Consider the following 26817-nt stretch of genomic DNA (forward strand, 5'->3'; position numbering starts at 1 on the left):
TGGTGCTCGCATCGCTCATCGCGGTGGTGGTTGCGGCGGCGTTCGCTGGCTCATGACCCGACTTTTTGCTTTTCTGCTAGCGCCACTCGTTTTTTTCTTGGGACTCACTCCCGCACGGGCCGCAGTTCCGCCGTGGAACGTTCAATGCACGTTCACTGATCAACGCTTCGATGAAATCAGTGGGATCACTCGCTCGCAAGCATTCCCGGGCACGTTGTACCTTCACAACGACTCTTCAGGAGGGCCGCGAATCTACGCGGTGGATGAACGCACATGTAAAACCAAGGCGACGCTGACTATCCGCGGCGTTCGGTCGCGAGACTACGAAGCGATCGCATCCGGCAGAGATGCCAAGGGTCGTCCAGTTCTCTGGCTTGGCGACATCGGCGATAACAAAGATTCGTGGCCCTTCGTGGAGGTACTTAAAATCCGTGAACCCAAGAGCCTTGACTCACAAACTCTCAGTGCATCGACCTATCGATTCACCTATCCAGATATGTCGCATAACGCAGAGACCCTGCTCGCGGATCCAGCTACTCCTCAGTTATGGATTGTGACAAAACAATTAGCGCACGGAAGTTTGTATGCGCTACCTAATCCACTACAACAAAGAAACACAGCGATTAAGTTGCACACCGAAGGTGGGTTAATCACCGATGGCGCAGTGTCGCCGCAAGGTGACCGCTACGTGTTGCGTACTTACTTTGATGCGACGATCTACCACGGCTTGCCCGTAGGTAAGCCCTCGAAAACCTTTGATCTACCTGGGCAATTACAGGGTGAAGCAATTACTTGGGCAGCAGATGGAAAAGCACTACTCATCGCGAGTGAACGTGATCATCGGTTGCTCCGCGTTGCTATTCCTTAACTAATTCTTACAACTGGTTTGACCGGACGCACCAGCAAGATCACGAGTGCGAGTCCGAGAAAGACAGGAACCATCAAGAACGCAGTGTGGAAACCAACATGATCAGCCAACACGCCTAAGGCAATTGGCGCCGATGCCACAGCGATACTTCCGGCAACGAGGGCGAGTGCTGATGCACGGTCTGTTAAACCATTGGAGACTTGCATTGTTCGTGCGATGCCTAAGGGTGACTGCACGCTGAGCCCAAGTCCGCCAAGTGCCAAGCCCAGGATTACAGCTGGCCACCAGGTAAAACTCCATGCAAGTGCAAAAGCAACAAGTGCGAGCACAACAGAAACACGTAGCAAAAAATCTGCAGGGTGACGCTCTGCAAGACGTGCTCCGATGAGTCGCCCAATCAGCATGCCTCCTGTGATTGCGCCAATGGATGCAGCCGCTGCTCCTGCTGCAAAACCACAACGTTCGCGTAAAAGATCTGCACTCCAAAACGTCATTGAGAACTCAGTGGCCAGAAAGCACATAAACAAACCTAAACTCCAGTACACCTCGCGAGGCATCTTGTCGGTGCGTTCATGTTTGAGTTCTTCAGCATCAGTCCGGTAACCCGACAGGTCTCGACCCCGCGCAAATTCAACGACAATCAACGCGGCAACAGCGACCCACACGCCTGCACGCCAACCGAAAAACGTTGCAGTGGTGACACCAACTACCAGCGGTCCGGCAAGACCCATGAAGGCGGCGACTGCATTGGCCTCAAGGAGTGAACTTGGACCGGCATCTCCTTGATGATCCATCAAGAATGCGTTGAGTCCAGAAGTAAAAAATGACCCACACAGCGCTGCGAAGAAGGCTCCGGCCAAGGTCACGGGGAATGAGCCATTGGGTGTGGTGTAGATCAGGATGCCGATGATGGCTCCGATTCCACCAACCCGCATGACGATTCCACGACCCCATTTGAGCAGTGCTTTACCCGCGAGAAGTGAACCTACGAGGCTTCCTGTTGCAAGGAAGGTTCCATGCAAGGCGGCAATTGAACGAGTGGTTCCCTGCTCGTCACGAAGTAACGCTTGGGTGGCTCCGAAGGCGTAGATGAACCACGCAAAGAAGCCGCCCTGCAAATAGCAGATCCAAGTTGAGCGATCGCGTACCGGACGAGCAGGAGCTAGCGTCACGAAAGCTGAGTAATGACGTAATCAATGCAGCGAGTCAGTGCGCGCACATCGTCAGGATCGACTGATGGGAACACGGCAACTCGAAGTTGGTTGCGGCCAAGCTTGCGGTACGGATCAGTATCGACAACACCGTTGGCGCGAAGTGCCTTGCAGATCAAGGTTGCATCGATTGAGTCGTCGATATCGATGGTTGCGACCACACCTGAACGCTTTGCTGGATCGGTAACAAACGGAGTTGCCAGCGGGTTAGCTTCTGCCCAGTCGTACAACACTCCTGATGATTCAGCGGTGCGGCCTGCAGCCCACTTCAAACCGCCGTTGCTATTGAACCAGTCAACCTGCTCGGCCATCATCAAGATTGTTGAAAGTGCAGGGGTGTTGTAGGTCTGGTCCTGAACCGAGTTATCAATTGCGGTCTGCAGGTCCAAGAACGGTGCGATCCAGCGGTTGGTTGCCTTGATCTCAGCAACACGAGCGATCGCGGCCGGTGACATCAGCGCGAACCACAAACCACCATCTGAACCGAAGCTCTTTTGCGGAGCGAAGTAGTAGGTGTCGAATTCCTTTGCATCAACCATCAGGCCACCTGCAGCAGAAGTCGCATCGATGATCATCAACGCATCAGCGTCAGCGCCAGCAACGCGCTTCGGTGTCACCGCAACGCCAGTTGAGGTTTCGTTATGCGGTGAGCAGTACGCGTCAACGCCGGCTTCAGCAACAAAAGCAGGGGCATCGCCTGGCTCTGACTTGCGGATGGTTGGTTCACCCAGGAACGGCGCATCCTTCACACCGCTGGCAAACTTGGCGCCGAATTCACCAAAGGACAGGAACTGAGCGCGATCCCGGATCAAACCAAAGGCAGCTGCATCCCAGAACGCCGTTGAGCCGCCGTTGCCGAGCACAACTTCGTAGCCCTCAGGGAGGGAGAACAGATCTGACAGACCTGAGCGAAGGCGACCAACCTGTGACTTCACCGTCTTTTGACGGTGACTAGTACCCAAGTAGCTCTGCCATACCGCTGAAAGAGCGTCAACCTGCTCTTTACGCACCTTAGATGGGCCCGCACCAAAGCGGCCATCAACAGGAAGTAGGTCAGTAGGAATCTGGATGTTGTCAGACACAGAACGCTCCATTTGCTCATTGCGAGGCGCTCCCGTGGTGGGATGCAGGTATGAGTCTAGAGAACCCTGACCAAGCGCCAACTCGGCTAGCAGATCTTCGGGTGCACTATGACCAGGGTCACCTCGATATCGGTGATCTGCCTGCTGACCCACTCTCGGCTTTCCAGGTTTGGCTGGAGGCAGCTGTTGCTGCGCAGTTACCTGAACCAAATGCCATGGTCCTTTCAACGGCGGACCAGACCGGCCAGCCAAGTAGCCGCACCGTTTTGTTGAAGAACGCTGATGAACGCGGCTTCATTTTTTACACCAACTTGCAATCGCGAAAGAGCCGCGAGATTTGGGAGAATCCCCACGCCTCTGTTGTCTTCCCGTGGTTTGCCATGCACCGGCAGGTGTGTGTCTCTGGTTCAGCGTCGCCAATTAGTCGAACGGAAGCCCAAGAATATTTCAGTACGCGTCCGCGTGATTCAAAAATTGGTGCGTGGGTTAGTGAGCAGTCAACAGTGATTACAGATCGGTCGATCTTGGATGCGCGCTTTGATGAACTTTCGCGCAGGTATCCCCAAGACATCCCCATGCCGGATCACTGGGGTGGTTGGTTAATCGTTCCGCGCACGATTGAGTTTTGGCAGGGAAGGCCATCGCGGCTGCATGACCGACTGCGTTTTCACCGCACGATCGAATCCGGGAAATTCAATGATCCCAGTGCGTGGGCTGTTGAACGACTTTCACCATAAAGATTTAGCGGCCCAAATAATTACGTGCAAGCATGGTGATCAACTGATCCACACTCATGCCACGCTTGTCTGCTTCATTCTTGAGAGCTTTGCGAATTGATTTGGGAACCTCAACGTTGAGTTCAACAAGTTTGTCGCGCTTAGGTCCAAGTAACGCATCCGATGTTGCACCAGTGCTCAACGGCGCGCGCTCCTCATGGTCGCGGGGCAAGGTTGGATGCCACACTGCATCTGATGCTTTGCCAAGAGCCGGGCGCGGAGTGGGATCGAAGGCAGGCTTGTCGGTACTCATCGCGTTACCTCCGTTGAAAAACGAATCGGCATGATTTCGTTATAAAGCGCGTCAAAGATTTGTGCTAACTCAATTCCAGCCGGTGATTCCCACGCATGGATCGGCATACCTGCAGCCTCTGCTTGCTGGATTGCATTGCGTTCTGGAACAAGTGTTTGGCTGACGAGTGTTCCGTAGTTTGTGCGCAACTCTTCAATGCGGTGGCGTTGTTCTGCAACAGATGGCCGTGCCTTATTAATGATGATGGCCTCTGCCTTCATCAATGGGTTTGTTGAACTCCGGATAACTTCGACGGCTTCTAAAGCTTGTTCGGCGCCGCGAAGTGCGAAAAATCCAGGTTCGGTCACGATCAGTGCGCTGTCACTCGCGCTCAACGCATTGCGGGTGAGTTCGCCAAGGGAAGGAGGGCAATCAATGAGAACGCAGTCATATGAATGCGGCAAGCTTGCCAATGCTGCGCGAAGCCGAAGTGATGAATGGCGACCCTCAACGGTGTTGCGATGTTCAAGGGAACGTTCAGAGGCAAGGACATGAACGTTTTCGCCCCAAGGTGAAATATGGAGGGCATCGGAAGCAATACCTGGACGAGCGTCAGCAAGTACGTCGTTCACCGTGAAGGTCGGCTCATCAACACGTAAGCCCATGCTTGCATTGGCCTGAGGGTCTAGGTCGATAACCAGAACTCGATGTCCTCGGTTCCAAGCAGCGCTGGCTAAACCCAATGTGACAGATGTTTTGCCAACCCCGCCCTTCATGGAAACAACAGAGAAGGTCGGCATAGCCAGCAATCGTAGGGGTTGGTAGTTAGCGGATCTCCTGATAGGCAGCCAGTGCAGTCAAGCGTTCAACAGCATGATCGACGATGCGCTTGGGGTACCCATGGGCGTAGCCGTCAGGTTGATCCCATGGTTCATGGGCCGCACTGCCGGCCAAATGCCGCAACTCAGGCAGGTACTTGCGCACGTAATCACCGTCGGGGTCGAACTTCAAGCCCTGGGAAATTGGATTAAAGACTCGGTAGAAGGGCGAAGCATCTGTTCCACAGCCCGCAGTCCATTGCCAGCCATGCACGTTGCTGGCCAGGTCTGCATCACGCAGGTAGTACATGAATTCTTTGGCGCCTCGTTGCCATTGAATATGTAGGTCTTTAATCAGGAAACTTGCTACGACCATACGTACGCGGTTGTGGATCCATCCCTCGGTGCGAAGTTGGCGCATGCCTGCATCGACTAACGGAAAACCGGTTCGACCCAAAGCCCATGCTTCAAATGCGCGATCCGCTTCAGGGCCGTGCGCCCAGTCCATGTTGTCGTACTTGGCATTGAGCGAAGTATTCACGGATGTTGGTGCTTGGAAAAGTACGTCGGCATAGAACTCTCGCCAACATAATTCCTTTCGAAAAACTTCATCTTCATCATCATGTAATTCAGCGAGCAATGATCGAGGATGAATCTCACCCCAACGCAAGTGATGGCTGAGTTTGCTCGTGGTGTTGAGATCTGGTCGGTTACGTTCACTGGCATATTGGGCGAGGTTGTTTTCGCGATAGTGCATCCATTGTTCCCAAGCTGCTTTTTCTCCAGCAGGTGGCAAGGTGATGTCTGAAAGCGTTGGTGCTGTTGGCCTTCCCTCGCATTCCATTGGCATGAGCCACGTGATATCTGCGGGAACATCAGCAGCTGGCGCACGCCAACCGTGAGTCATCCATGCCCGATAAAATGGAGTGAAGACTCGGTAAGGCGTGCCATCGCTTTTTGTCACGCGGCCCGGTGCAACTGCATATGCAGAACCTGTGCGAACGAGTGGAGTCTTTCCAAGTGCCTTTTCAACCTTGAGATCGCGACGCATTCCATATGGCGCGTAGTCGGCTGCGATGTGCACACTCGTGGCAGCTGCGGCTTTCGCAACTTGGGGGAGGATGACTGCAGGATCGCCATGACGAATCAATAGCGACCGGTTCATGCTCGCACCGAGCGAGTCGAGAGATGCGACTAAATAATTTTGACGAACCGGTCCGGCCTTTTCCCAGAGCACTGGATCAACGACAAAGAGCGGCACCACTGCACCGTCTCCATCAGCCATGGCAGCCTCATATGCGCCAAGAAGGGCAGGATTATCGAGAAGTCTGAGATCACGACGAAACCACATGATTGTTGGCACCGGATAAGGGTATTGGTATGGGGGAGAAAGCTTTTCTGCCAAACTGAATATGTGATCAGCGCAGCCTTCTTTGGGGCACTTTCATCAGCCACATTGATTCTGGGTGCGCTCTTGGCTTATGCATTCAAACCGGCACCCAAGGTGACCGCCGTCGTGATGGCATTGGGTAGTGGCCTGCTCATTGGTTCAGTTGCCTACGACTTAGTGGCAGATGCTCAAACATCCCTTTCCATGACTGCAGTGGCTATCTCGTTGCTTGCGGGCGCGATGGTCTTTGTTCTGGGCAGTCGGGCCATTGAGCGCCGTGGCAGTTCACGGAAGAACCCGCAACCTGGTCAAGAAGACCCCAGTAACCCCATGGCGATCGTGCTGGGTAGCGCATTGGACGGAGTCCCGGAATCCTTTGTGCTTGGGTTGAGTGTGCTCAGTGGTGGTGTGAGCATGCCGCTCTTGCTTGGCATTGGTTTATCGAACGTTCCCGAAGGTATGGCTGCATCGGCAGGTCTGCGCGAGCGAAAGTGGCCGCTTGCCAAGGTGTTGTTGTTGTGGTCTGCCGTGGTGGTGACCAGCGCAGGCAGTGCCGTGCTGGGTCATGAAGTTCTGGCATCAGATGACGGAACCTGGACAGGTGTTGCCCAGACCTTTGCGGCTGGCGCTCTGCTGGCGATGATCTCGGACACGATGTTGCCGGAGAGTTTTGCTATTGAACGCCTGTGGACGGGCGGGCTCGTCGTGGCTGGCTTTTCCCTATCCCTGTTGATCGCTGCACTCCTTGGAGCCTAAGGTGAGGGTTACCTCACTTAAGCAATGAAAGGAGATGGGTGTGAGTGCACTAATCGATACCACTGAAATGTATTTGCGCACCATCTTTGAACTTGAAGAAGAGGGCATAGCCCCAATGCGGGCGCGCATCACTGAACGACTTCACCAAAGTGGACCCACGGTTTCGCAGACCGTTGCTCGAATGGAACGTGATGGCCTTGTTGTTGTAACGCCTGATCGCCAACTTCAATTCACCCCTGCCGGTCGCGAAGCTGCGATTAGTGTGATGCGTAAGCATCGGCTCGCAGAGTGTTTATTGGTGAATGTCCTTGGACTTCCATGGGAAGACGTCCACGCTGAAGCCTGCCGCTGGGAGCATGTCATCAGCGAGCCGGTGGAATTACGCTTGCTTGAGATCTTGGGTCACCCAACCGAATCGCCATATGGGAATCCAATTCCTGGGTTAGATGCACTGAACCCCGCGGTCGATAGCGCTCACGGCATGGCGATGCAGTCACTCACAGAAGCAGTTGGAAAAGAAGCCTCCAGAGTGATCGTGCGCAGAATTGCGGAGCCAATTCAAGAGAGCGCAACAACGATGGTGCAGCTACGGCGGGTCGGAGCGATTCCTGGATCAGCTGTGATGGTTCAGCGCACTGCCGGCGGCATCAGCATTGGTAGCGCGGGTGAGTACACAGAACTCAGCGACGAACTCGCACAGCATTTGCTCGTTCACGCACCTGAATAGTCGGATTACCCAACATCAAGTTGCATGCGATACGGCATACCTGATTTGTAGCCTTCACTCAGTTTCACACCGAGCATCTGGTGTAGCTGAATAGTGTTGAGATCAAAACCCATGCGCGAAGCAGCCATGTAGAGCCGCCACACGCGAGCAGTGCCTTCACCCGCCTCAGCCACAGCTTCGTCCCAATGTGTTTCGAGATTTTCGCACCAGTGCTTGAGGGTCAAGGCATAGTGCTCGCGAAGATTCTCTTGATGACGAATCTCAAAGCCTGCTGCATTCATTGTGCTCATGATGTGCCCAGGGCCTGAGAGTTCACCGTCAGGAAAGACATAGCGATTAATAAATGAATCGTTGTAGTGCGAAGGTTCGTCATCATTAGGACGAGTGATGGTGTGATTCAGCATGCGTCCCTCGGGCTTGAGTTTGCCGTATAGGAATGAGAAGTAGGCGGGGTAATTTGCGCGTCCAATGTGCTCTGTAAGACCGATAGACGACACAGCATCGAAATCCGTTTCGGGAAGATCGCGATAGTCACTGAATCGAACCTCGGCGCGGTGACCAATGCCATCTCGCTCAATTGCTGCTTGTGCATATGCTGCTTGTTGCTCGGAAAGTGTCACACCAATGGCGGTGACACCATAATTTTTTACAGCATGACGAACCATGCCGCCCCATCCGCAGCCAACATCGAGCAATTTCATACCCGGGTGCAAACCGAGTTTGCGACAAACGAGATCGAACTTGGTTTCTTGGGCGACTTCTAGTGAGGCATGTTCATTGGGAAAGACAGCACAGGTATAGGCCATCGAAGGGCCAAGAACCCAGCTGTAAAACAGATTTGAGACGTCATAGTGATGCTGAATCGCATCCGCATCACGATTCTTTGAGTGGCGACGACCTGAAAGTCTGCGCTCTTGCGGAGGTGGTGTTGGGCGTGAAAGTACATACGGCAAGAGGCTCTTAGCCAGCTTGGCTTTTTCTTTAAGCCCAATGTGTGAAGTGTCGATTGGGTACAGGCGCGAGAGTGCTACGTATGGATCGCCCACAATCTCTAAGTCACCACTGACATACGCGCGGGCAAGTCCAAGTTGTGACGGCGCGGTCGCGATGTATTGCGCGCCGCGAGGGTTGCGAAGTTCAAGTGCTACTTCCGCATCACTTGGCCCCGCGGTTGAGCCGTCAAAGGCCCTGAATGCAACACCGCGATCTTCTGGAACGACAAAAGCAAAAACATCTGCAAGTTTCATCGCTGTTCAACCACCTTTTCGTACAGTCCCAATAGTCTCCCGTGCGGGTCATATCGATCTTTGAGGGACTGATAGTCGAAACCCCCATAAATCGACCAAAATGTTTCGCGTTCGTAGAAAGCCGTGGAGTACAACGACTTTCGACCATCCAATCGTGTCACTTCTTCTTCAATTTTTCGATTGAAAAAGCCAGAATTTTTGTCGATTCCGTCAGGCATGGCAACGCTGGACCAAAAGCCCACATTGACGTACATCTGCTGGGGATCGAATTCATACAGAGGCCAACGGACATTGGGATCGCGTTGTTTGAGTGGGCAGATCCAGATTGGTTCAATCCCAATCTCGCGATGAAAGAATTCAAGAAAATCGGGTAACTGGTCAAGGGGCACTTCGATGTCTTGGACGACAGCCTCACGTTGAGGTTTACGTTGCAAGGAATTCAATGTGCCCGAAATATCGTATTTGTGATCTAGCGCAATCAATTTCCAATAGGCATCGCTACGAAGTTTGGATTGAGGCCACAGCTTCCTGATGATTGATTTCTGTGCACCAAATGCACGTGAACACCAAAACCAGTCGGTATCCCATCGCCAGAGGTAATCCAGAATCGTCAGGTAGTCATCTGTGCGTTGCTGAATTGAGCGGTAGTAGATCCCCTTTTTTGTGTAGTCGCTAGCTGATGTCCCTGAAGGAAGTTCAGGAACCATCTCGCCAAGAGTGAGGTAATGCTCATGGTCAGAAAACACGGTTCCATCAATGAAATCAACGCGATTTCCAGCATATTCATGTGATTCAGTAATCATAACAATTGCATTTGTGAGAGCAGCTGCGCTTTCGAACCGAAGGTGACGTAAGTGCACGAATGGCTGGACTGGCTCGAGTTCAATCTTGATGCGAAGTGCGTACCCCAATGATCCGTAGGAATTAGGAAAGCCATAGAACAATTCGCGATTGGGATCATCAACTGCTCCGCTGACCGTGAGAACCTCACCACTGCCCGCCAAGATGTCCATCTCAATAACTGACTCATGGGGAGTTCCATTACGAAAACTGGCCGCCTCGATTCCTAGTCCGGTGACTGCACCACCCAACGTGATGGTGCGCAGCTGCGGCACGCACATCGGTATGAGGCCATAGGGCAAGGTTGCTTCGACGAGGTGCTCGTAAGTGGTCATTCCAAGAACCTGAGCAGTGCGCTCTTCCTCGTCGATTTCGAGTACTCCGTCGAAGGCAGCAACATCAAGGCCAGGTCGGGCAAGTTCTTGGCGTGGTCGAAACAGGTTTGACGTGCGTTTAGCGAGTCGAATTGTGGCACCGTCAGGGATAGCGTCATATTGCAGGCGAAGGCGCCCAAGCAGGGCTTGGTAGCGACTGTCGGCTGCAGGCGAAAGCACGAAAATACGCTACCGGTTTCTGGCGTGCTTGCACAGAGTCAGTCTTGAGGGATGATGGGTGCGTGAAACTTTCTCGCTGGCTGCCTCCGGTCCTTGGCTTCGTTGTTTTTCTCATCACGGTGCTAGGCCTTGGCCTGATCGCTGCGGACTGGACTTCACGGAATCTTGAAATGCGCGCGTTGGTGAGTGCGGTCGAAGATTCTGAAGATGCGATGAAGTGGACTGACGATCAGGTGCAAAGCACCATCAAGCAGTATGGATCCAATGGCAAGTTGAACACGGCAGATAAGAAGAAAGCATGGGACGCGCTTTCAGAAGCGGCCTACGCAGGCGAATTTGCCATTGGTGCTGCCGGCGATGAAGTTGCCGGTGTCACCGTGTTGCCATGGCACATAGACATCTTGAATGCACAAGCTGCCTACCTTGCACACAATCAAGCGTGGCAGGCATATATGAAGGCCGCGACCGATGATCCAACTCAGCTATTCAAAACTCAGCCAGACATCAATGCGACCTTTGAGGCGGCCCAACCTCTCATGGAAAAGGCAGTACCAATTCCTGCCCTCTTTGAACTCAAAGATCGTGTTGCCGCAATTTTTGCTCCAGCACCTGATGCAACACCAACTGGTCCAACTCAAGAAGTAAAACTCACGACGAACGCGAGAATTGTTTCTGCCAGTTACGCATCCACTCGATGAAATCTTGTGGCGCGATTGCTGGCGAATACAAGTAGCCCTGGGCAAAGTCGCAACCAGCTTCCTGCAATAGATCGCGTTGTTCCTGCGTCTCTACGCCTTCAGCGATAACTCGCAGGCCTAGCTGATGAGCCATAGCAATCATCGCCTGAACAAGAACAAGTGAGTCAGAGCTCGGGGAGAGTTCGCGAACAAATGACTGGTCGATCTTGATCCAGTCAGCATCGAGACTCTGCAAGTAGGCGAGTGATGAATAACCGGTGCCAAAGTCGTCAATCGCGAATGACAATCCGGCATCGTGATAGGTATCAAGGTTGGCTCTAACAGTTTCGTTTGCGTTGAGCAAAAGCCCTTCAGTAATTTCAATGACAAAAGCTGAACCTGGCAGTCCGGTTTTATGAATCCGTTCAAGTCTCAACATGTGTTGTTCTGAATTAACAGCGAGTTCAACAGGTGACATATTGAAGCTAATTTGGAATCCTGCTTCGAGCTGTCTAACTTGGTGGGAAAACGCAATTGATTGATCGGTCACGAATTCGCCGATTTGTGAAATGAGCCCTGAGCGTTCTGCCAGAGGGATAAAGAGCCCGGGGCTAACCGAGCCGCGAACAGGATGAATCCAGCGGGTGAGGGCTTCGGCTTTCTCCACTGAGTTGTCACTGAGGTTAATGATTGGTTGGAAGTACACCAACATCTCATTATTCGCCAATGCGCTCCTCAGATCATCAATGAGCTGCATCGTTTGTGCGGCTTCAGTCTGCATCTCAGGATGGAAGTAGCTCACCTGTCCAGCACCGCGGGTTTTTGCTGCGCGCAAAGCGAAGGATGCCATTTGGGTGAGTTCAAGAGGGGATAATGAATCGTCAGGGAAAAGCGAGACGCCAATACCCGTGGTGATGTGAATAGTTTCGCCGCCCACCATGAACGGTTGCGAGAGTTCATTCAAGATCTGGGAACACAATCCATCAAGACTCATGCCGGAACTCTGTTCAGTGTGAAGCATGGCAAATTCATCTCCACGAAGTCGGTACACGTTTGTGCTACCCCTGGCTATCAGCGTTAAACGTTCAGCGACAGCGTGCAATAGAAGATCACCAAAGCGGTGCCCGTATGCGTCATTAACTGCACGGAAACCGTCCAGGCCAATGGCGAGAAGCGCAACCTTTGAATGGGAGTTTGTTGCTTCAGAGCACACTTGTTGAATGTTGTTGTCCAACAAGTTGCGGTTCGGGAGTCCCGTTACAAAATCTTCACGTGTGGCATTCACGCTGCTTATCACCGCAACGTAATAGATGATGAGGCCCGCTTCATCTCGAACAGTCGTGAGTGTTTCGGCTTCCGGTCCTACCTGGCCATCTTTGTGGCGGTATACAACCTCTCCACGCCAGAAGTCATGGCGGGTGAGGTAATTGCGAATATCTGCAAACAACTTTTCTTGACCAGGCTCAATAGCCATCTGGTTAACGTGATGGCCAAGGGCCTCTTCTCGCTCGTAGCCAAGAAGTGAGGTAAAGCCTGGATTGACGTCAATGATGATTCCTACAGGATCCAAAATCATGACAGCGTCATGAGTTGCACCAAACACGCTCGCGCTGACTCGTAGTTGCTCTGCTTGATGCAGTTCAGTGCTCACGTCATTAAAACTGCCACGCCACAACACCGTTCCGTCAGCTATTGGAGTGGACACCGCTTCACCAAGAACCCAATGCTGGGAACCATCAGCATGCTGAATTCGGAATGTTTCACGTCTGCTCGTGGCAACCGTTACTGAGCCATCAAATATTTCACGAATACCAGAACGGTCATCGGGGTGAATCTGATGAATGAGTGCCATCGGATCATCGAGAATTTGTGTTGCGGTGATATTAAAGAGCGGTTCAGTTCCGGCACTCACATAGAGAAAGCGCCCAAACCCATGTGGATCTTGTTGGTATTCAAACAGCACGCCTGGGATTTGTGCTGAAACAGAGGCTAGGCGTTCATTTAATTCACGGCGTCGTTGCAACAGGCGAATGAGCGTGAACACAAGAAAGGCGATGAAATAGTGCAATTCCGAAGATTTCGGTAAGAATTAAGGGCTGCGTATCCAATGCTGGGCCGGCAACCGCTAATTCCCATCGAGTGTCGAGCGGCTCTAATGTGAATATTGAAGCGGCGGGATTGGCGAAGACGTCGGGATTCCCCCAAAAGGTGTTAGCAGGGGAGCCATCAGCATTGACTGTGCGTAGCGCAAAATCCACCTGGCTATGCACTGGGATAGCAGCTTGTTTTTCCAGGAAGGCGTCAACATCTAAAACAGTGCTGACCAGACCCCAGTAGCTGCCATCGTTCTTAAAAACTGGATAACGATAGATAAGCCCACGACCTCCTTGCACCAAATCAACGGGGCCGATGAGCCGCGGCAGTTTTGAAGCAATGATGTTTTGAATCGCAGGCCATTGCGCGGGAATGTCAGGGTAATAAAGGCCAAGTGCTGCTTCGTTTCCAGTAAGCGGGCTCACGTAGGCGATCCGATTAGCAGGGGCGACTGCGATATTTCGGATATTTGTTGAGTGCGAGACGATGCGATCAAGGAGATCTGAGAACTCTTGTTTATTGAGTTTTCCGTCGACGCTCTCGACGTACGACTCAATACTGTGAGTGAGGTAGTAGGACGGTAAGAGAGCGTTATTCACGCGATCGGTGAATTGATCACCAAATTCTTGGACCACTTGTGCAGATCGTTCTTCCTGAGCTGTGCGTTGAACATGAGTGATCGTTTGAGTGATTCCCAATCCGACGGCTAGGACGAGGATTGAGGCGATCCAGCGAAGGAGCGCAGATGCGCGAAATCGAGCACGAAGGTTCATGTCAAACCTCCGTCTTTGCTCTGAGCACACCCATGCCGCTGTGTGGTTGTTTCACCAGCGTACTCAATTGAGTCACCTAAGAACGAGTGACGACAAGATTGGATAGTCCAGATTCGGGAGTGCGCCCCTGAGGGGTTGCAGCACTGACAGTGAACCTAAAACTGCCGGGAGAAAGTTTGGTTGTGCAGGTCAATGGTGGCGTAGTGCGCGAGATGCGGCAGATGACTTTCCTGCGTTGGTCAAGAACTCGGTACCCAGTAACGACAGGGTAGTTCAGTGGCTGCAGCGCAATCTTTACCGTGGTTTTGCCTGCAATTGCTGTCGGTGGACGCGGGCGTATAGGTGTTGCAGAGGGTGCGGTTGCCGCATCCCCTTCGTTTTGGCTGTTGATGCTTCTGACCGTGAGTTGATCAGTGCTGTCAACGGTGCAATATGGCTGCGTTGAAGTGCACACTGCCTTTCCTTCTGCATTACGCACTTCGTAGTTGGTCGCATAATCTGCAGCGAGCCTTGGGGTAGCCCACCACACCGTCGTTTTCCCGTTCATTGACGTAGCAATGATATTTTGCGGTGCTGACGGAATTGGCGGATATCCCGCGGCGGTGAGGGCTGGATTCAGCACCTCTAAATAGGTGATCGCAGCGAAACCTTCAGCAGTACGCGGCTGGGCATTGCAATTACCGCCAGCGATATCACCGATGAGCAATGTGGATGCCTCGGATGTCACAAACTGCGGTGCTCCGCTATCGCCAGGGCATGTGTCAACACCATTAACGGGGTTGGACCAGGTGACCCAGCCGTTTGTTGCACGTCGCTCAACTTGAATTTCGCTGAGCAAAAATGTGCCACTGCGAGGGATCGCGGGCGCAGTATCAGTCAAACTTGTGATTCCGTACCCGACGATCTGCGTTTCACGCTGTGCCTTGGCCCATCGTTCAATTTCCGTGCGGTCAGCTAAACGAGTAAAAGGCGAGGTTGATACGAGATCGGTATCGAGCACCACTGCAGCGATGTCATTGCCGACAACGAGTTTTGATGCCTCAACATAATTTTGACCAAGGTAGGCATTGAGTACTCGCACACGAGCAGCGCCGACAGGCCCCGAGGCGTAAACAAGTGGCGAGTTGACACCAGGTGGCATGACGAAAATGCGCGAACTGGCGGCGGGTGTTCCTGACCCACTGTCAGTAAGGCAATGTGCGGCCGTCAGCAGCACGCGTGGTTTCCAAATTGCAGCGCTACACATCTCGTAGTTAGTGGTGCCCAGCACGATGAGTTGGGCCGTATAGGGCTCGCCTTGGGCGGGGGTGCCCTGCATCAAGCGAGGGGCCGCAACCGATGTCCCGGTGATCATCGATAGGCCAAGAGCAGCAATCAGCAGGCTCGCGACTCGAGGTTTCACTTCCGCAGAATAAGTCGCGGACCTTCGGGAAACCAAAGATGGGTCGATAGTCCCTATCCAAGGCGAGGATTTCCTAAGAATCTTGGATCTAGGCGCTCGCAGCAACGGCCAATAGATCTTTGCCTCGGCGCTTTAGGCCTCCCGCAAGGGTGGAATCAGTATTTAGCCCCTCGCGACCAGGCGGGGGGCTAAATACTTGCCGGTTATTCGACTGGTCCGTGACCAATAAGTTTGGGGTGCACGTCAAGTGGCTCTTCCAGTTCTTCTTCCGTTGGAACTTCAGCATCAACATCGGAAGCATGAATAGTGTGGCGCATAGCCCAGATGGCCCAGGTGCCGAATGCAATCAAGATTGACCCAATGACAATCCAAGCAAGCACAGTAGGAAGCTTGGTGAGATTCAACATGATGAAACCGATGAGAGCTGCTGAAGGAATCGTGACGATCCAAGCCAAAACCATGCGTCCGACAACTTTCCAGTTCACGCCCTGACCTGAGCCCACGCCTGCACCAACGATCGATGTTGCTGCTGCGTGAGTAGTGCTAATTGGCATACCCATTGCAGTAGCACCGAAGATGGCTGTAGTGGCGCCAATATTGGCTGCAGCACCCGAAGTTGCGTGCAGGGTTGTGATCTTCAAACCCATCGTTTCGATAATCTTCCAGCCGCCCCAAAGAGTGCCGATTGCAATTGCGGCGTAAGCACTGAGTGCTACCCATTCAGGAACGAGAACAGTCTTGCCATCTTCAGCCATCGAGGTGTAGCCAGCTCCCAGCAACAATGCGGCAATAACGCCCATGGTCTTCTGAGCATCGTTAGCACCATGACCAAAGGACACAGCGCCGGCTGTGATCAGCTGAAGTCCCTTGAAGACTGGGTGGTCATCTCGCATCTTGAACATTCGCTGAATTGCAAAAACTAAGTACATCGCGATGAACGCGATGGTGAAAGCAACTGCAGGTGAAAGAATGATTCCGAAACCGGCCTTCTGCACACTTGCCCAGTCAATAGCGTTAAGTCCGCCAACAGCGAGACCTGCACCAACAAGACCACCAATAATCGCGTGGCTTGAGGATGAGGGCATACCGATGCGCCATGTGAGGTAGTTCCATGCGATCGCAGCGAAAATTGCAGCGAAAGTCACGGCTACTCCTTCCGAATCTGTTTTCACGGTTTTTGCGATGGTGTTTGCAACTGCAGTACCCACAACAAAGTACGCAGCGAAGTTGAAGAATGCGGAGAATGCTGGTGCCCACTTGACTGGGAGAGCTCGTGTTGCAACGACTGTTGCGACCGAGTTTGCTGCGTCGTGGAAGCCATTGGTGAAGTCGAAAACCAATGCAAGTACGCAGAGGGCAATGACCGCGAGAAGCAGCATGTCCATGGGGTGGCGTCTCCTTGAATAAAAGCCCAGGTGACTACCTGGTGACACTAAGTGAACTCAAAGTGAACAAATGAAGGGGGTGGAGAAGGTGAACAGCAGATGAACGAAACTCAAATTTCTCAAATTTTGTGAGGGAATTCTGGCATGTCGTTCAAATGAAAGTGGGCGCTAGCCGAAGCCAACGCCCACTCGAGTCAAGTTCGATTAGTCAGTAATCAAACCAGTGATCGTGCCAAGCAAGGTCTCAACTGTGAAGTCTGAGGTTGGAGCATCTTTGACGACCTTGCCCAAGCGCAGCACCACGATGCGGTCAGTGACCTCCATGATGTGCGGGAGAGTGTGCGAAATAAAGATCACGCCCAGACCTTGAGCCTTCGCGGTGCGAATGATCTGAAGCACTTCACCAGCCTGACGAGCACCCAAATGGTTGGTGGGTTCGTCAAGGATGATCACTTTGTTTGCCCAGGCAACAGCGCGACCAATGGCGACTGCCTGTCGTTGACCACCAGAAAGCTGAGCGACTGAACGATTGGACTGCGGAACAGCAATGCCCACTCGCTCAAGTTCCTTGTGCGCTTCGCCATCCATCTTCTTTTGCGCCAAGAAGCCCATTTTTCCAAGGATGCCCGGCACGGTTTCTTCACGACCAAGAAACACATTTGCTGCAACGGAAAGTTGCGGCGCCAAACTTGAGTCTTGGTACAGAGTTTCGATTCCAGCCTGAAGGGCTTCATGTGGTGACTTCCACTTACGCTCCTGACCATCGAGCAGAATTTCACCGCTCGTTGGTTGATGCACGCCGGACAAGCACTTCACCAAGGTTGATTTACCAGCGCCGTTGTCACCTACAAGGCCAACAACTTCACCTGGGTAAAGCTGCATCGTGACATCGTCGAGTGCGGTGACAGCGCCGTACTTCTTTGAAATATTACGCACTTCGTAAATTGGCTGATTCACGACGCTTTCCCTTCACTCTTGCGAAGACCTTGGATGGTGACAGCCACCGCAATCAAGACAGCAACCACAACCTGCTTCCAGTTTGGATCAACGCCAATGATGATCAGACCTGAGGTGACAGTGGTGAGAATGAGAGCGCCAAGAATGGTGCCTGAGATGCGACCAACACCACCTGAAAGTGATGCACCGCCGATCACCACAGCTGCGATTGCGTAAAGCTCAAGCCCAAGACCTGACGAAGGGGCACCGGACCCAAGACGTAGGTAGTAGAACATGCCCGCAGCGCCTGCAAGTGCGCCGGAAAGGATGTAGATCTTCGAGGTCTGGCGGTAGACGCTAATACCAGCAGCGCGTGTAGCAAATGGGTTAGAGCCAAGTGCAAATGTGTATCGACCAAAGCGAGCCTTGTGAAGGAATGCCCAGGAGATAAAACAAATAACGATAACGATGATGATCGGCGTTGAAATCGGTCCGAGCCACGGCACAGAAAGTTGGATGGCCTCAGATGGGCCACCAGCGATAGGTCCGCCACCGGTGAAGACAAGCGCAAGGCCAGCAGCAGCTCCAAGGGTGACCAAGGTTGCGATAAACGGCACAAGTTTGGCGTAGTTGATCATCACTGCATTTAAGATCCCAGCGACACAACCAACGGCAACGCAGACAAGCGCTCCAATGACGAGCGTGAGGTAAGGCGTCATCCCGCCTTCAGTGAGGGAGCGCATCGCGAAAGCACCAACAACACCGGACAATGTACAAACGGAACCGACAGACAGATCGATTCCGCCACTGACGATGACAAAAGTTTCAGCAAGGGCGACAAGTACAAGGGGGCCCCAGTCAGCAAGAATGTTGCCTGCTACGCCAACAGAAAAGAAAATGCGGTTGAACGCGGTGAACACCGCAATCATTGCCAACAGAACGAGAAACAAAATGAACTGTTGATTCGTCACGAATTCTTTTAATCGTGAGGGTTGCGTGGTGTGAGTTGCGGTAGTCACGCGATTCCTTCCGTTCTGTTTATGCCGAAAATTTGATCCTAGTTAGCAATCTGGTCGGTGAATGCCGAAGCACTCACCGACCAGATCAACCTAGCCCTACTTATGCAACGTAGGTGTACTTCTTGAGATCTGCTTCTGTGGTGTTTGCATCGAGAACAACGTTAGGAATAACAACCTCACGCTCGGTCACGGTGCCACCACCAATGGTGGTGCAGATGTTTTGGATTGCAAGCTTGGCTTCAGCGCCTGGATCCTGTGCGATCAGAGCAGTGAACACGCCATCCTTGATCAACTTCACGTTGTCTGGGTAAGCGTCGTAGCCAACAAGAGCAACCTTGCCAGTCAAGCCCTTTGCCTGCAGAGCTGCAGCAGCACCGGTTCCGTTGGTGCCGTCAATTGCGAAGATGCCGTTGAGATCTGGGTACTTGGTCAACCAGTTGTTTACGTTGGTGTTTGCCTTTGCAGAGTTTGACTCTGAGTAAGCAACGTCAACGACCTTGATGCCTGGGTAGTTAGCCTTGAGTGCTGCTTGGAAACCTTCGAGGCGAGCAACGTTGGTGGTAGCAGTCTTTGAGGTAAGACCAACGACAACCTTGTAGCTCTTGCCATCTTCGTAGCCAATCGCGGTTGCAATTGCGTCAGCTGCCTTTGAGCCACCATCGGTGTTGTCGCCGGTGATGAAAGCAACAGTCTTCGAGATGTCACCAACGCGAGTATCGACGTTCACCACTGGAATACCAGCTGCGATTGCCTTGTCATTGCCTGCCTGAAGTGCGGTTGGGTCGGTTGGGATCAACACCAGACCTGCTGGGTTGGTTGCTAGCACCTGATCGAGCACTGGGATCTGGGTAGCTGGTGAGTATTCCTTGTCACCCTGCCAAACCAAGGTTGCGCCCTGTGCAGTTGCTTCTTCCTGAGCGCCGACCTTCATGGCGTTGAAGAATGGGTCAGCAACTGCGCCCATCACGAATGCAATGGTCTTGCCCTGGCAAGCGCCCGTAGCTGAAGTGGCGGTGTCAGTTGTTTCTGAGTCGCTGCTTGAGCAAGCTGCAAGAAGCATGGTGGTCGCGCCAGCGACGGCAATGAGACCAGCCGTTGAGCGCTTCATGTTTGAGATTCCGAACATAGGTAAGGAGTCCTTTCGAGGGTGTGCCAGTCGATGTCTGACAACGTTGTCAGGCAGTTCTATTACCCCAAATAGCCCCTTGTCAACGGGTTTTTCAAAAGATAGACAAATTTATTTTGACAACGTTATCTTTAGGCCTGATCATCAGGCAATAAAAGCGAACGAAAGGGACAGATCAACATGTCAGTGAACGCAAATGTGGAATTTTCCACGCGTTCGCGTCCCACGATGAAAGAGGTGGCGGCCCTTTCTGGAACCAGCTTGAAAACCGTCTCCCGCGTAATGAACGAGGAAGCTGGGGTCTCCCCAGAACTGATTAAGAAGGTCAAACAGGCAGCGCAATCACTGAACTATCAACCAAACTTCACGGCAAGTAGTTTGCGCCGAAGCGACGGCAAAACCAACACCATTGGGTTGCTGCTCGAAGATGTTGCAAACCCCTTCTCGTCTGCATTGCAACGTGCGATTGAAGAAGTTGCACGTGAACGAGGCGTAGCAGTGCTTGCAGGCAGTGTTGATGAAGATCAAGCACGCGAACGTGAGCTTGCGGCTGCATTTATTTCTCGCCGCGTCGACGGACTTATCGTGGTACCCGCTGGGCACGATCAGTCGTACTTACAAATCGAAAAACAAACGGGAACACCAATGGTGTTTGTCGACCGACCACCATCACTACTTGATGCGGATTCGGTACTTTCGGCAAACCGTGAAGGCGCAAAGCATGGTGTGCAACATTTGATTGACAATGGTCATGAGCGTATTGCGTATTTAGGTGATCTTGAGACCATCACCACTGCTGCCGATCGCCTTGCTGGTTATCGCGATGCGCTTGAACGTGCTGGCATTGAATACGATCCGTCAATCGTAAAACAAAATCTTCGTGCAAGTTTTGAAGCTGAACGATTCACTAACGAATTGATGGCATCTGATTACCCACCGTCAGCGATATTCGCCAGTCAGAACTTGATCTCAATTGGTGTCATGCAGGCTTTGCATCAGGCTGGCTTACAAAACACCATTGCTCTAGTGGGTTTTGACGACATCCCCATGGTTGATCTCATAGCACCAGGGCTCACCGCAATTATTCAAGATGTTTCTGGTTTGGGCAAAGCTGCAGCAGAAATGCTCTTCGACCGTATTGATGGCGAACAGCACGCATCGCAACACAAAGTACTTGATGTTGCACTTGTTATTCGAGGCTCTGGAGAAATTCAGGGACCTGTTCGTCGCTCGTAAATCCATCAACATCACCACGAAAGGCCGCACCATGGCACAGCCGCTCTACCTCATAGCAACGATCCGCCCGATTCCTGAACATCGCGATGCTCTCATTCAGGAATGCAAAACATTGGTCGATGCGTCGCTTCAAGAGCCTGGCTGCGAGTTATACGACCTCGTTATCGGTGAAGGTGATGATTACTTCACCATGATGGAAAAGTGGACAACCAAGGCACACTGGGATGATCACATGTTGACCGCGCACGTTGCTGCGATGGGCGAGGTTGAAAAGAAGTACTGCCTCGAGCCAAATCAGTTGAAGTTCTTGTTGCCTGCCTACTAATGCGCAACCGCGAAAGCAGCCGCGCTGTCACCAGCAATGCGGCCAAAGGCAAAACAGGTGGCCGTCGGATTGCCGCCTATTGACATCGGGCCAGCCAATCCGCCAGCACATTCTCCGCCGGCAAAAAGTCCTGGAATCACCTCATGTTGGGTATTCATGACTTCACCATGTGCATTGACTCGAGGTCCAGCGCCGGTAAACCCAATTGAGGACAGGCGAATCTCCGTTGCATAGAACGGGCCTTGGCTTATGGGGCGGAGCACAGTCGAATCCTTCAGTTGGACTGAATCAAATCCGGATTCAACATCCTCGTTGTATTTCGCGATTGTTGATGAAAGGTGCTCAAGTGAAATTCCCAAGTCGTCCGCAAGGTCATTGATTGACGGGGCTTTCACCATGTCGCCCTTGTCGACCATTGCGTCAACAACGTCTTCAACCCAGTCTGGATGTAAGCGACGCTTTGGTGCACCTTCGACTGGGCGAGCGCCAGATGGGCTGTAGTCCAACTTGGCGGCTTCATCAAAAATCGCGTACACAGGCGCTACGGCTGCATTGAATGCTCCATGCATGGCGGCAATACCCGCCGTCTCATCAACAAAACGACGCCCAGTGGCATCGACCAGAATCAGGTGGCCAGGCAAGGCTGGGTTTGAAACCTGCACATATCCAGGTCGAATGGTTGCTTCGTAGTAATCGCGACCCGTGATTTGCGCACCAACAGATTCGGCAAGCGGGATTGCATCTCCTTGTGCATACGGGGCAAGTTCGTCTCCGCCGACCGGTAGCACCCAGTCACCTGCGAGATTGGCAAGCTCTGGCATCCATACATTCACGAGTTCCTTGTTGCCACCCATGCCACCAGTCGCAAGCACCACTGCCTTTGATCGCAGTTGTTCACCAGCAGCCTCGATGCCCACCACTGATCCGTCTTCGACAATAAGGCGATCGACTCTGTGGTTCAGAGCGAAATCGACACCTTGGGCGCGAGCAAGTTTGGTGAGAACATCAATAATCTGCTGACCACCGCGGGTGCGGTGAATGCGAGGGACTTCAAAACTTTCATTTGGAACGACGCCGCGAATTTCTACACCATTGTCGGCAAGCCATTCGATTTCTTTGCCGGCGCCTTCGCACAGAGCCCAAGCGACGGATGCGTCGAGTCGGAATGCATTGAGACGCATGTACTGATCGAACATGGCCTTGGCCGAATCTTCGATTCCGGCCTCACGCTGAAAGCGCGTTCCCGCCCCCATGATGTTCGACCAAGAAAAGCGGCTGCGCCCACCGATTTCGCCTTGTGCTTCAACCACCAGAACTGAACAGCCACTTGAACTGGCAGCAACCGCGGCCCGCAAACCAGCAAAGCCACTACCCAAAACGATTACGTCAACATCGGTCATGTGTGGCTCTCCAGAACTCAAGTGTGAGGTTTCTTACGGGTGCAATCTTAGTGATGAGGTCGCTTTCCACCGTTCTCCAAGTCTGTGAGTGGTTGAATGCTCGTACCCACACAAATGGGCTGCAATTCGCGCACGAAACCTTGGAGGAATGGTGTCGCTCACCCTGCGTCGCAACGATTACTCATTGACAGACGAGCAAGGCCAACTTGTTGACATGTTGCGGGATATTTTCACCGAACAGTCACCGATCGATGTTGTGCGTGCAGCTGAACCGTTGGGCTTTGATCAGAAGCTTTGGGACACCGTGAAAGAAAACGGCTTGGTCACCATTTCGGTCCCTGAGAGTGCAGGTGGCGACGGCGGTGGCCTCGTTGAACTGGTCTTAGCTGGTATTGAAATCGGCCGCACAGCAGCACCAGTTCCGCTCCTTGATCAGGTGGTGGCATTGCGTGCCTTCGCAGCGCTGAGTGCCGCCGGCGCAGATCTTGCAGGATTCGACATGGATGCGGCGCTCGCTGGTGACTTGATCGTCAGTGTCGCACCAATTTCTACCTGGGAGCTTGGCTCCCAATTGATTCCAAGTGGTGCTGTAGCTCATGCAGTACTTGCTTTCAAAGACAACTCGATTATTTTGATGACTCGCACAACATTGGCACCGCAAGCGCAGAACGAAGGTTGCGCACCGGTGGCGTGGTGGAGTCCAACCGATGCAGATGTCACCACCACGACTGTGCTCGATGGGGATCAGGCACAAGTCATTTGGGAAATCGTGCAGCGCGAGTGGCGCATTGCCACTGCTTCATCGCTTGTGGGTTTGTTGGCGATTTCCAGTGAAATGGCACGCGCGTATGCGCTGGATCGCAAAGCCTTTGGCGTGACGATTGCGAAGTTCCAAGCGATCTCGCATCAACTCGCCGACATTCACATGGATGTGGTGACCGCCCGCAATATGACCCTGAAGGCTGCGTGGCTAACAGAGAACGAACCCGAGTACCGACCAGAACTTGCTGCGATGGCAATGGCGCACGCTACTCGTGCAGCCCTTCGCAGCACAACGAAAGCTGCGCACGTGTACGGAGGCATGGGCATCACCCTTGAAGCTGATATCAGCCTCTTCTATCGAAAGGTCACCTCGTGGTCTTTGGTCGGTGGCGGAATGCGCAGGGATCTCGAAGAGATCGCACGTGCAATTGATACGCGAGCAGCCGAACTTCAACTTCAGTCTTCGAATCGATAGGTGGATCTGACATGGACTTCAGCCAGGTTGTATTTACGCCAGAACAACTCGCATTAGAGAGTGAAATTCGCGCGATCATTGAAGCGAATTGGACTCCGAACTATGCGCACATCGCCGTTGATCATGATCGCATGCCCGTAGAAGTACGCATGGAATTTGCCAAGCGAGGCTTGTTGCACCCAGATCTTCCCGTGGATAAAGGTGGCGCGGGTCTTGGCGAGTTGGAATTAGAAATGATCGCGGCCATTGCCGACGAATATTGGATGCCAACTAACGCTTCTAACTCAATGTTGATCCCAACCCTAGAAAAGCACGGGTCTGATTGGCTGAAGGAGCATGTGCTTCCAGGTATTCGTCGCGGGGAAATCACAACTTGCCTTGGATATTCGGAACCCGACAATGGATCAGACGTCGCTGCGGCTACAACCAAGGCAGTTCAAGACGGTGACACTTGGGTGATTAACGGTCAGAAGATGTGGACCACATGGGGTAACGAATCTGATTATGTGTTCTTACTTGCTCGAACGGGCCCAGTGGAAGAAAAGCACCGCACACTGACCATGTTCCTTGTACCGATGGACGTACCTGGTGTGGAAGCTACGCCAGTGTGGATTCTGGGTCGCGGGCGCACAAACGTGACCTTCTATACCGATGTGACAATTTCTGATCAGTATCGCGTTGGGCCAATTAACGAAGGCTGGAACGTGATGTCCGAACCGTTGGCCACCGAACATGGTGCGGGTGTGGAAACTCAAGGCGTAGCTCCCGTCAACGGAACGATGGGCCAGACCTTCTCGCGCGTGTTTGAGAAGTTCGTTGATGCGTCTATTAAGTGGGCCGCTTCGCGTAATACTCCCGATGGCAAATCACGATTAGAAGATCCCGTCACTCGCATGGCTATTGCCGAAGCAATGTTGGATCTTGAAATGTGTTGGAATGCTGAAGGTGAACTTGGCAAACCGATGTCAGCCGAAGCACTTTCACGCAATGCCGATCGCATGGCAGACATCGCAGCGCCTGAAGGGTTACTCGACTTTGGTGTCGATGGCAGCGTCTATGCGGGCAACATCTCAAGTGAACGCCAACATGCGCCAGGTACTTCTGTCTACGGCGGCACGACTGAGATTTACCGTAATAACTTGGCGCGTCGACTCGGGTTGCCAAGGCCGTATTAGTTCAGCGGAAATACAACTGTGGCGGGCCCCGAAAGGGACCCGCCACAGTTGTATTAATGAAGTTGAATTACTGGTAGATGACCTTGCCGGTCGTGGTGTCGATGTACTTGCCACCGCACGTCGTTTTTGGATCAGGAATCAACTCAGCGCCCTTTGCTGCAGTAAACCAGTTGCAGGTGATTGGGTTGCCGTTAGGCATGATGCCGTTTGGAACAAACGAAACCTTGCCTGGCAGCATGCCAGCGCCGTCGTAGCTGGTGACCTTGCGAAGGTTGCTGATGAACGATGCGCGTGTTGGGCACTTGCCAGCAACCTTGAGACCCTTAATGAACAGGTCAGCACCGAGGTAACCAAGTGGAGCCGCTGGAAGGTAAGGGTTGATGCCAGCTGCCTTCATTGCTGATGCGAAGGTCTTCACTGCGCGCACGTTCACACCGATTGGTGCAGTGCCGTAGGTCTGACCAAGTGCGCCATCAAGGGAACCGTTAGCGGTCTTCAACATTGCTGGGTCTGAAAGACCAGCAACTGCGAATGACTTCAAGGTGACGCCTTGCTGCTTGAGCGCCTGTGCAAGAGAGATTGCACCATCAACGTAACCCGAGTAGTTGACCGAGTCAGCACCTGAGTTCTTGATACGCAGGGCTTCTGAGGTTGCATCGTGAGCGCCAGCTGGTGAGTCAGCAATACGAAGAGCAACAGTCATGCCGCCCATCAGCGGCACGAGGTTTGCAAGTGCATTCTGTCCTGCTGCAGCGCTTGCTGTTGCGTGGTTGATGATTGCAATCTTTGTTGCACCCTGCTGCTTCTGCTTCTCGAGAACAATCGTAGGTGCGATTGTTGGAACGGAATGAGTCGTTGCACCAGCAACGCCAAAGGCATTGTTGTCGGTGCCGAATGCTGCGTGTGAGAAACCAGTGATAGGAATGCCAGCTGACTTCAACGTTGGGTACATGGACACCGTGCTGGTGGTGGTCGTCAAACCAAAGACGCCTTCACCGATTGCCTTTTGAACTTCAGAAATCTGCTGGTTGGCATTGGTTGCGTCGTCATAAATCTTGAGCTTGATCTTGCGACCGTTGACGCCACCCTTGGCGTTTTCTTGGTCAACGCGAAGTTGAGCACCCTGTGATGCACCCATGAACGTTGCAGCGGCTGGGCCAGTCTTGGAACCAATCCAGCCAAGGCTGATGGTTGTTGGGGTGATGCCTGGAGCAGCCGGGCAGGATGCGTTGGTCACAGGCTTTGGCGTAGGTGCGGCGTTTGCGCTGGTTGCTACAACGCCGAGTAGCACGGATGCGCTAGCGCCGGCAGCAAGCGCTGTCGTGACGCGCGATTTGCGCGAGAAGTTGAGCATTGATCCTCCTAGTAATACCCAAGCGATATGCCCGGGCTTAACCGGAATCTTTGGCTCGAATCGGCTCTTTTCACTAGTAATAGCAACGAATGATACGCAATCGTTACCAGAATTCAGGATAAAATAGGACTTATGCGACGGCAATCGTTATCCAGAAATACAACTGTGGCGGGCCCC

Annotated in this window: 24 protein-coding genes and 1 pseudogene; 9 read left to right on the forward strand and 16 right to left on the reverse strand. The window is 52.9% G+C overall.

Annotated features, from left to right (window positions below; genetic code table 11):
• Positions 1 to 52 precede the first annotated feature (52 nt).
• Entirely contained in the window at positions 53 to 868 is an 816-nt protein-coding gene (locus tag PHN51_09975; GenBank protein ID MDD2819101.1) for a hypothetical protein, read from the forward strand.
• On the opposite strand, the gene PHN51_09980 is transcribed toward PHN51_09975, so the two are convergent.
• Positions 865 to 2040, reverse strand: coding sequence for an MFS transporter (locus PHN51_09980; protein ID MDD2819102.1), 1176 nt, complete (start codon positions 2038 to 2040; stop codon positions 865 to 867). The genes PHN51_09975 and PHN51_09980 overlap by 4 nt on opposite strands.
• Positions 2037 to 3161 carry a phosphoserine transaminase gene (gene serC, locus PHN51_09985; protein ID MDD2819103.1) on the reverse strand — a complete coding sequence of 375 codons (1125 nt, stop codon included), beginning with the start codon at positions 3159 to 3161 and terminating at the stop codon, positions 2037 to 2039. Before serC ends, PHN51_09980 begins: the two co-directional genes overlap by 4 nt.
• Before the next feature lie 50 nt (positions 3162 to 3211).
• On the opposite strand from serC, the gene pdxH reads away from it, so the two are divergent.
• On the forward strand, positions 3212 to 3898 hold the full coding sequence (gene pdxH, locus PHN51_09990; GenBank protein ID MDD2819104.1) for a pyridoxamine 5'-phosphate oxidase: 687 nt from the start codon (positions 3212 to 3214) through the stop codon (positions 3896 to 3898).
• A gap of 4 nt (positions 3899 to 3902) precedes the next feature.
• Here pdxH and PHN51_09995 read toward each other — a convergent pair whose 3' ends face one another.
• Genes PHN51_09995 through PHN51_10005 form a run of 3 tightly spaced genes read right to left on the reverse strand, consistent with a single transcriptional unit; the run spans position 3903 to position 6350 of the window.
• On the reverse strand, positions 3903 to 4190 hold the full coding sequence (locus PHN51_09995) for a hypothetical protein (GenBank protein MDD2819105.1): 288 nt from the start codon (positions 4188 to 4190) through the stop codon (positions 3903 to 3905).
• Entirely contained in the window at positions 4187 to 4969 is a 783-nt protein-coding gene (locus tag PHN51_10000) for a ParA family protein (GenBank protein MDD2819106.1), read from the reverse strand. The genes PHN51_09995 and PHN51_10000 overlap by 4 nt, the downstream gene beginning before the upstream one ends.
• 25 nt (positions 4970 to 4994) lie before the next feature.
• Positions 4995 to 6350 (reverse strand): deoxyribodipyrimidine photo-lyase, encoded by a 1356-nt coding sequence (locus tag PHN51_10005; GenBank protein ID MDD2819107.1) that lies wholly within the window; start codon positions 6348 to 6350, stop codon positions 4995 to 4997.
• A gap of 51 nt (positions 6351 to 6401) precedes the next feature.
• Here PHN51_10005 and PHN51_10010 point away from each other — a divergent pair, with 51 nt between their 5' ends.
• Positions 6402 to 7133: a hypothetical protein gene (locus tag PHN51_10010; GenBank protein ID MDD2819108.1), complete on the forward strand. Its 732-nt coding sequence runs from the start codon at positions 6402 to 6404 to the stop codon at positions 7131 to 7133.
• A 40-nt stretch (positions 7134 to 7173) separates the two neighbouring features.
• Positions 7174 to 7578 (forward strand): annotated as a pseudogene (locus PHN51_10015) (metal-dependent transcriptional regulator).
• 287 nt (positions 7579 to 7865) lie between these two features.
• On the opposite strand, the gene PHN51_10020 reads toward PHN51_10015, so the two are convergent.
• Complete coding sequence (locus tag PHN51_10020) at positions 7866 to 9107, reverse strand: class I SAM-dependent methyltransferase (GenBank protein MDD2819109.1); 1242 nt, start codon at positions 9105 to 9107, stop codon at positions 7866 to 7868.
• Entirely contained in the window at positions 9104 to 10501 is a 1398-nt protein-coding gene (locus PHN51_10025) for an FAD-binding oxidoreductase (protein MDD2819110.1), read from the reverse strand. The genes PHN51_10020 and PHN51_10025 overlap by 4 nt, the downstream gene beginning before the upstream one ends.
• 62 nt (positions 10502 to 10563) lie before the next feature.
• Here PHN51_10025 and PHN51_10030 point away from each other — a divergent pair, with 62 nt between their 5' ends.
• Entirely contained in the window at positions 10564 to 11199 is a 636-nt protein-coding gene (locus PHN51_10030; GenBank protein MDD2819111.1) for a hypothetical protein, read from the forward strand.
• On the opposite strand, the gene PHN51_10035 is transcribed toward PHN51_10030, so the two are convergent.
• From PHN51_10035 to PHN51_10065, 7 genes are all read right to left on the reverse strand, one after another.
• Positions 11150 to 13246, reverse strand: a complete 2097-nt coding sequence (locus PHN51_10035) for an EAL domain-containing protein (protein MDD2819112.1) — start codon at positions 13244 to 13246, stop codon at positions 11150 to 11152. The two genes, PHN51_10030 and PHN51_10035, sit on opposite strands and share 50 nt — an antisense overlap.
• Positions 13185 to 14045 carry a CHASE domain-containing protein gene (locus PHN51_10040; GenBank protein MDD2819113.1) on the reverse strand — a complete coding sequence of 287 codons (861 nt, stop codon included), beginning with the start codon at positions 14043 to 14045 and terminating at the stop codon, positions 13185 to 13187. Before PHN51_10040 ends, PHN51_10035 begins: the two co-directional genes overlap by 62 nt.
• A 76-nt stretch (positions 14046 to 14121) precedes the next feature.
• Positions 14122 to 15447: a trypsin-like serine protease gene (locus PHN51_10045; protein MDD2819114.1), complete on the reverse strand. Its 1326-nt coding sequence runs from the start codon at positions 15445 to 15447 to the stop codon at positions 14122 to 14124.
• Between the two features lie 203 nt (positions 15448 to 15650).
• Entirely contained in the window at positions 15651 to 16832 is a 1182-nt protein-coding gene (locus PHN51_10050) for an inorganic phosphate transporter (protein ID MDD2819115.1), read from the reverse strand.
• 204 nt (positions 16833 to 17036) lie between these two features.
• Positions 17037 to 17789, reverse strand: coding sequence for an ATP-binding cassette domain-containing protein (locus tag PHN51_10055; GenBank protein ID MDD2819116.1), 753 nt, complete (start codon positions 17787 to 17789; stop codon positions 17037 to 17039).
• A complete protein-coding gene (locus PHN51_10060; GenBank protein ID MDD2819117.1) occupies positions 17786 to 18787 on the reverse strand; it encodes an ABC transporter permease in 1002 nt (333 codons plus the stop codon). The genes PHN51_10055 and PHN51_10060 overlap by 4 nt, the downstream gene beginning before the upstream one ends.
• A 100-nt stretch (positions 18788 to 18887) precedes the next feature.
• On the reverse strand, positions 18888 to 19895 hold the full coding sequence (locus PHN51_10065) for a substrate-binding domain-containing protein (GenBank protein MDD2819118.1): 1008 nt from the start codon (positions 19893 to 19895) through the stop codon (positions 18888 to 18890).
• Between the two features lie 198 nt (positions 19896 to 20093).
• Between PHN51_10065 and PHN51_10070 the strand changes: the two genes are divergently transcribed.
• The gene (locus PHN51_10070) at positions 20094 to 21149 is read left to right on the forward strand and encodes a LacI family DNA-binding transcriptional regulator (protein MDD2819119.1); all 1056 of its coding nucleotides are present in this window, start codon (positions 20094 to 20096) and stop codon (positions 21147 to 21149) included.
• A 31-nt stretch (positions 21150 to 21180) separates the two neighbouring features.
• The gene (locus PHN51_10075; GenBank protein MDD2819120.1) at positions 21181 to 21474 is read left to right on the forward strand and encodes a putative quinol monooxygenase; all 294 of its coding nucleotides are present in this window, start codon (positions 21181 to 21183) and stop codon (positions 21472 to 21474) included.
• On the opposite strand, the gene PHN51_10080 is transcribed toward PHN51_10075, so the two are convergent.
• Positions 21471 to 22874, reverse strand: a complete 1404-nt coding sequence (locus PHN51_10080; protein MDD2819121.1) for an FAD-dependent oxidoreductase — start codon at positions 22872 to 22874, stop codon at positions 21471 to 21473. The genes PHN51_10075 and PHN51_10080 overlap by 4 nt on opposite strands.
• A 148-nt stretch (positions 22875 to 23022) precedes the next feature.
• On the opposite strand from PHN51_10080, the gene PHN51_10085 reads away from it, so the two are divergent.
• Both PHN51_10085 and PHN51_10090 read left to right on the forward strand, forming a co-directional pair.
• Positions 23023 to 24111 carry an acyl-CoA dehydrogenase gene (locus tag PHN51_10085; protein MDD2819122.1) on the forward strand — a complete coding sequence of 363 codons (1089 nt, stop codon included), beginning with the start codon at positions 23023 to 23025 and terminating at the stop codon, positions 24109 to 24111.
• Positions 24112 to 24122: 11 nt separating this feature from the next.
• Positions 24123 to 25286, forward strand: coding sequence for an acyl-CoA dehydrogenase family protein (locus PHN51_10090; protein ID MDD2819123.1), 1164 nt, complete (start codon positions 24123 to 24125; stop codon positions 25284 to 25286).
• 67 nt (positions 25287 to 25353) lie between these two features.
• Here PHN51_10090 and PHN51_10095 read toward each other — a convergent pair whose 3' ends face one another.
• Positions 25354 to 26640, reverse strand: a complete 1287-nt coding sequence (locus PHN51_10095; protein ID MDD2819124.1) for an ABC transporter substrate-binding protein — start codon at positions 26638 to 26640, stop codon at positions 25354 to 25356.
• Positions 26641 to 26817 lie beyond the last annotated feature (177 nt).

Source organism: Candidatus Nanopelagicales bacterium (assembly GCA_028687755.1).
Classification (GTDB): Bacteria; Actinomycetota; Actinomycetes; order S36-B12; family S36-B12; genus UBA11398.

What these genes read in the sequence shown, in the direction of transcription:
- PHN51_09975 (MDD2819101.1), top strand. Translation starts at nt 53, where the DNA reads ATGACCCGACTTTTTGCTTTTCTGCTAGCGCCACTCGTTTTTTTCTTG.
- pdxH (MDD2819104.1), top strand. Translation starts at nt 3,212, where the DNA reads ATGAGTCTAGAGAACCCTGACCAAGCGCCAACTCGGCTAGCAGATCTT.
- PHN51_09995 (MDD2819105.1), bottom strand. Translation starts at nt 4,190, where the DNA reads ATGAGTACCGACAAGCCTGCCTTCGATCCCACTCCGCGCCCGGCTCTT.
- PHN51_10000 (MDD2819106.1), bottom strand. Translation starts at nt 4,969, where the DNA reads ATGCCGACCTTCTCTGTTGTTTCCATGAAGGGCGGGGTTGGCAAAACA.
- PHN51_10020 (MDD2819109.1), bottom strand. Translation starts at nt 9,107, where the DNA reads ATGAAACTTGCAGATGTTTTTGCTTTTGTCGTTCCAGAAGATCGCGGT.
- PHN51_10040 (MDD2819113.1), bottom strand. Translation starts at nt 14,045, where the DNA reads ATGAACCTTCGTGCTCGATTTCGCGCATCTGCGCTCCTTCGCTGGATC.
- PHN51_10050 (MDD2819115.1), bottom strand. Translation starts at nt 16,832, where the DNA reads ATGGACATGCTGCTTCTCGCGGTCATTGCCCTCTGCGTACTTGCATTG.
- PHN51_10065 (MDD2819118.1), bottom strand. Translation starts at nt 19,895, where the DNA reads ATGAAGCGCTCAACGGCTGGTCTCATTGCCGTCGCTGGCGCGACCACC.
- PHN51_10070 (MDD2819119.1), top strand. Translation starts at nt 20,094, where the DNA reads ATGTCAGTGAACGCAAATGTGGAATTTTCCACGCGTTCGCGTCCCACG.
- PHN51_10075 (MDD2819120.1), top strand. Translation starts at nt 21,181, where the DNA reads ATGGCACAGCCGCTCTACCTCATAGCAACGATCCGCCCGATTCCTGAA.
- PHN51_10080 (MDD2819121.1), bottom strand. Translation starts at nt 22,874, where the DNA reads ATGACCGATGTTGACGTAATCGTTTTGGGTAGTGGCTTTGCTGGTTTG.
- PHN51_10085 (MDD2819122.1), top strand. Translation starts at nt 23,023, where the DNA reads ATGGTGTCGCTCACCCTGCGTCGCAACGATTACTCATTGACAGACGAG.
- PHN51_10090 (MDD2819123.1), top strand. Translation starts at nt 24,123, where the DNA reads ATGGACTTCAGCCAGGTTGTATTTACGCCAGAACAACTCGCATTAGAG.
- PHN51_10095 (MDD2819124.1), bottom strand. Translation starts at nt 26,640, where the DNA reads ATGCTCAACTTCTCGCGCAAATCGCGCGTCACGACAGCGCTTGCTGCC.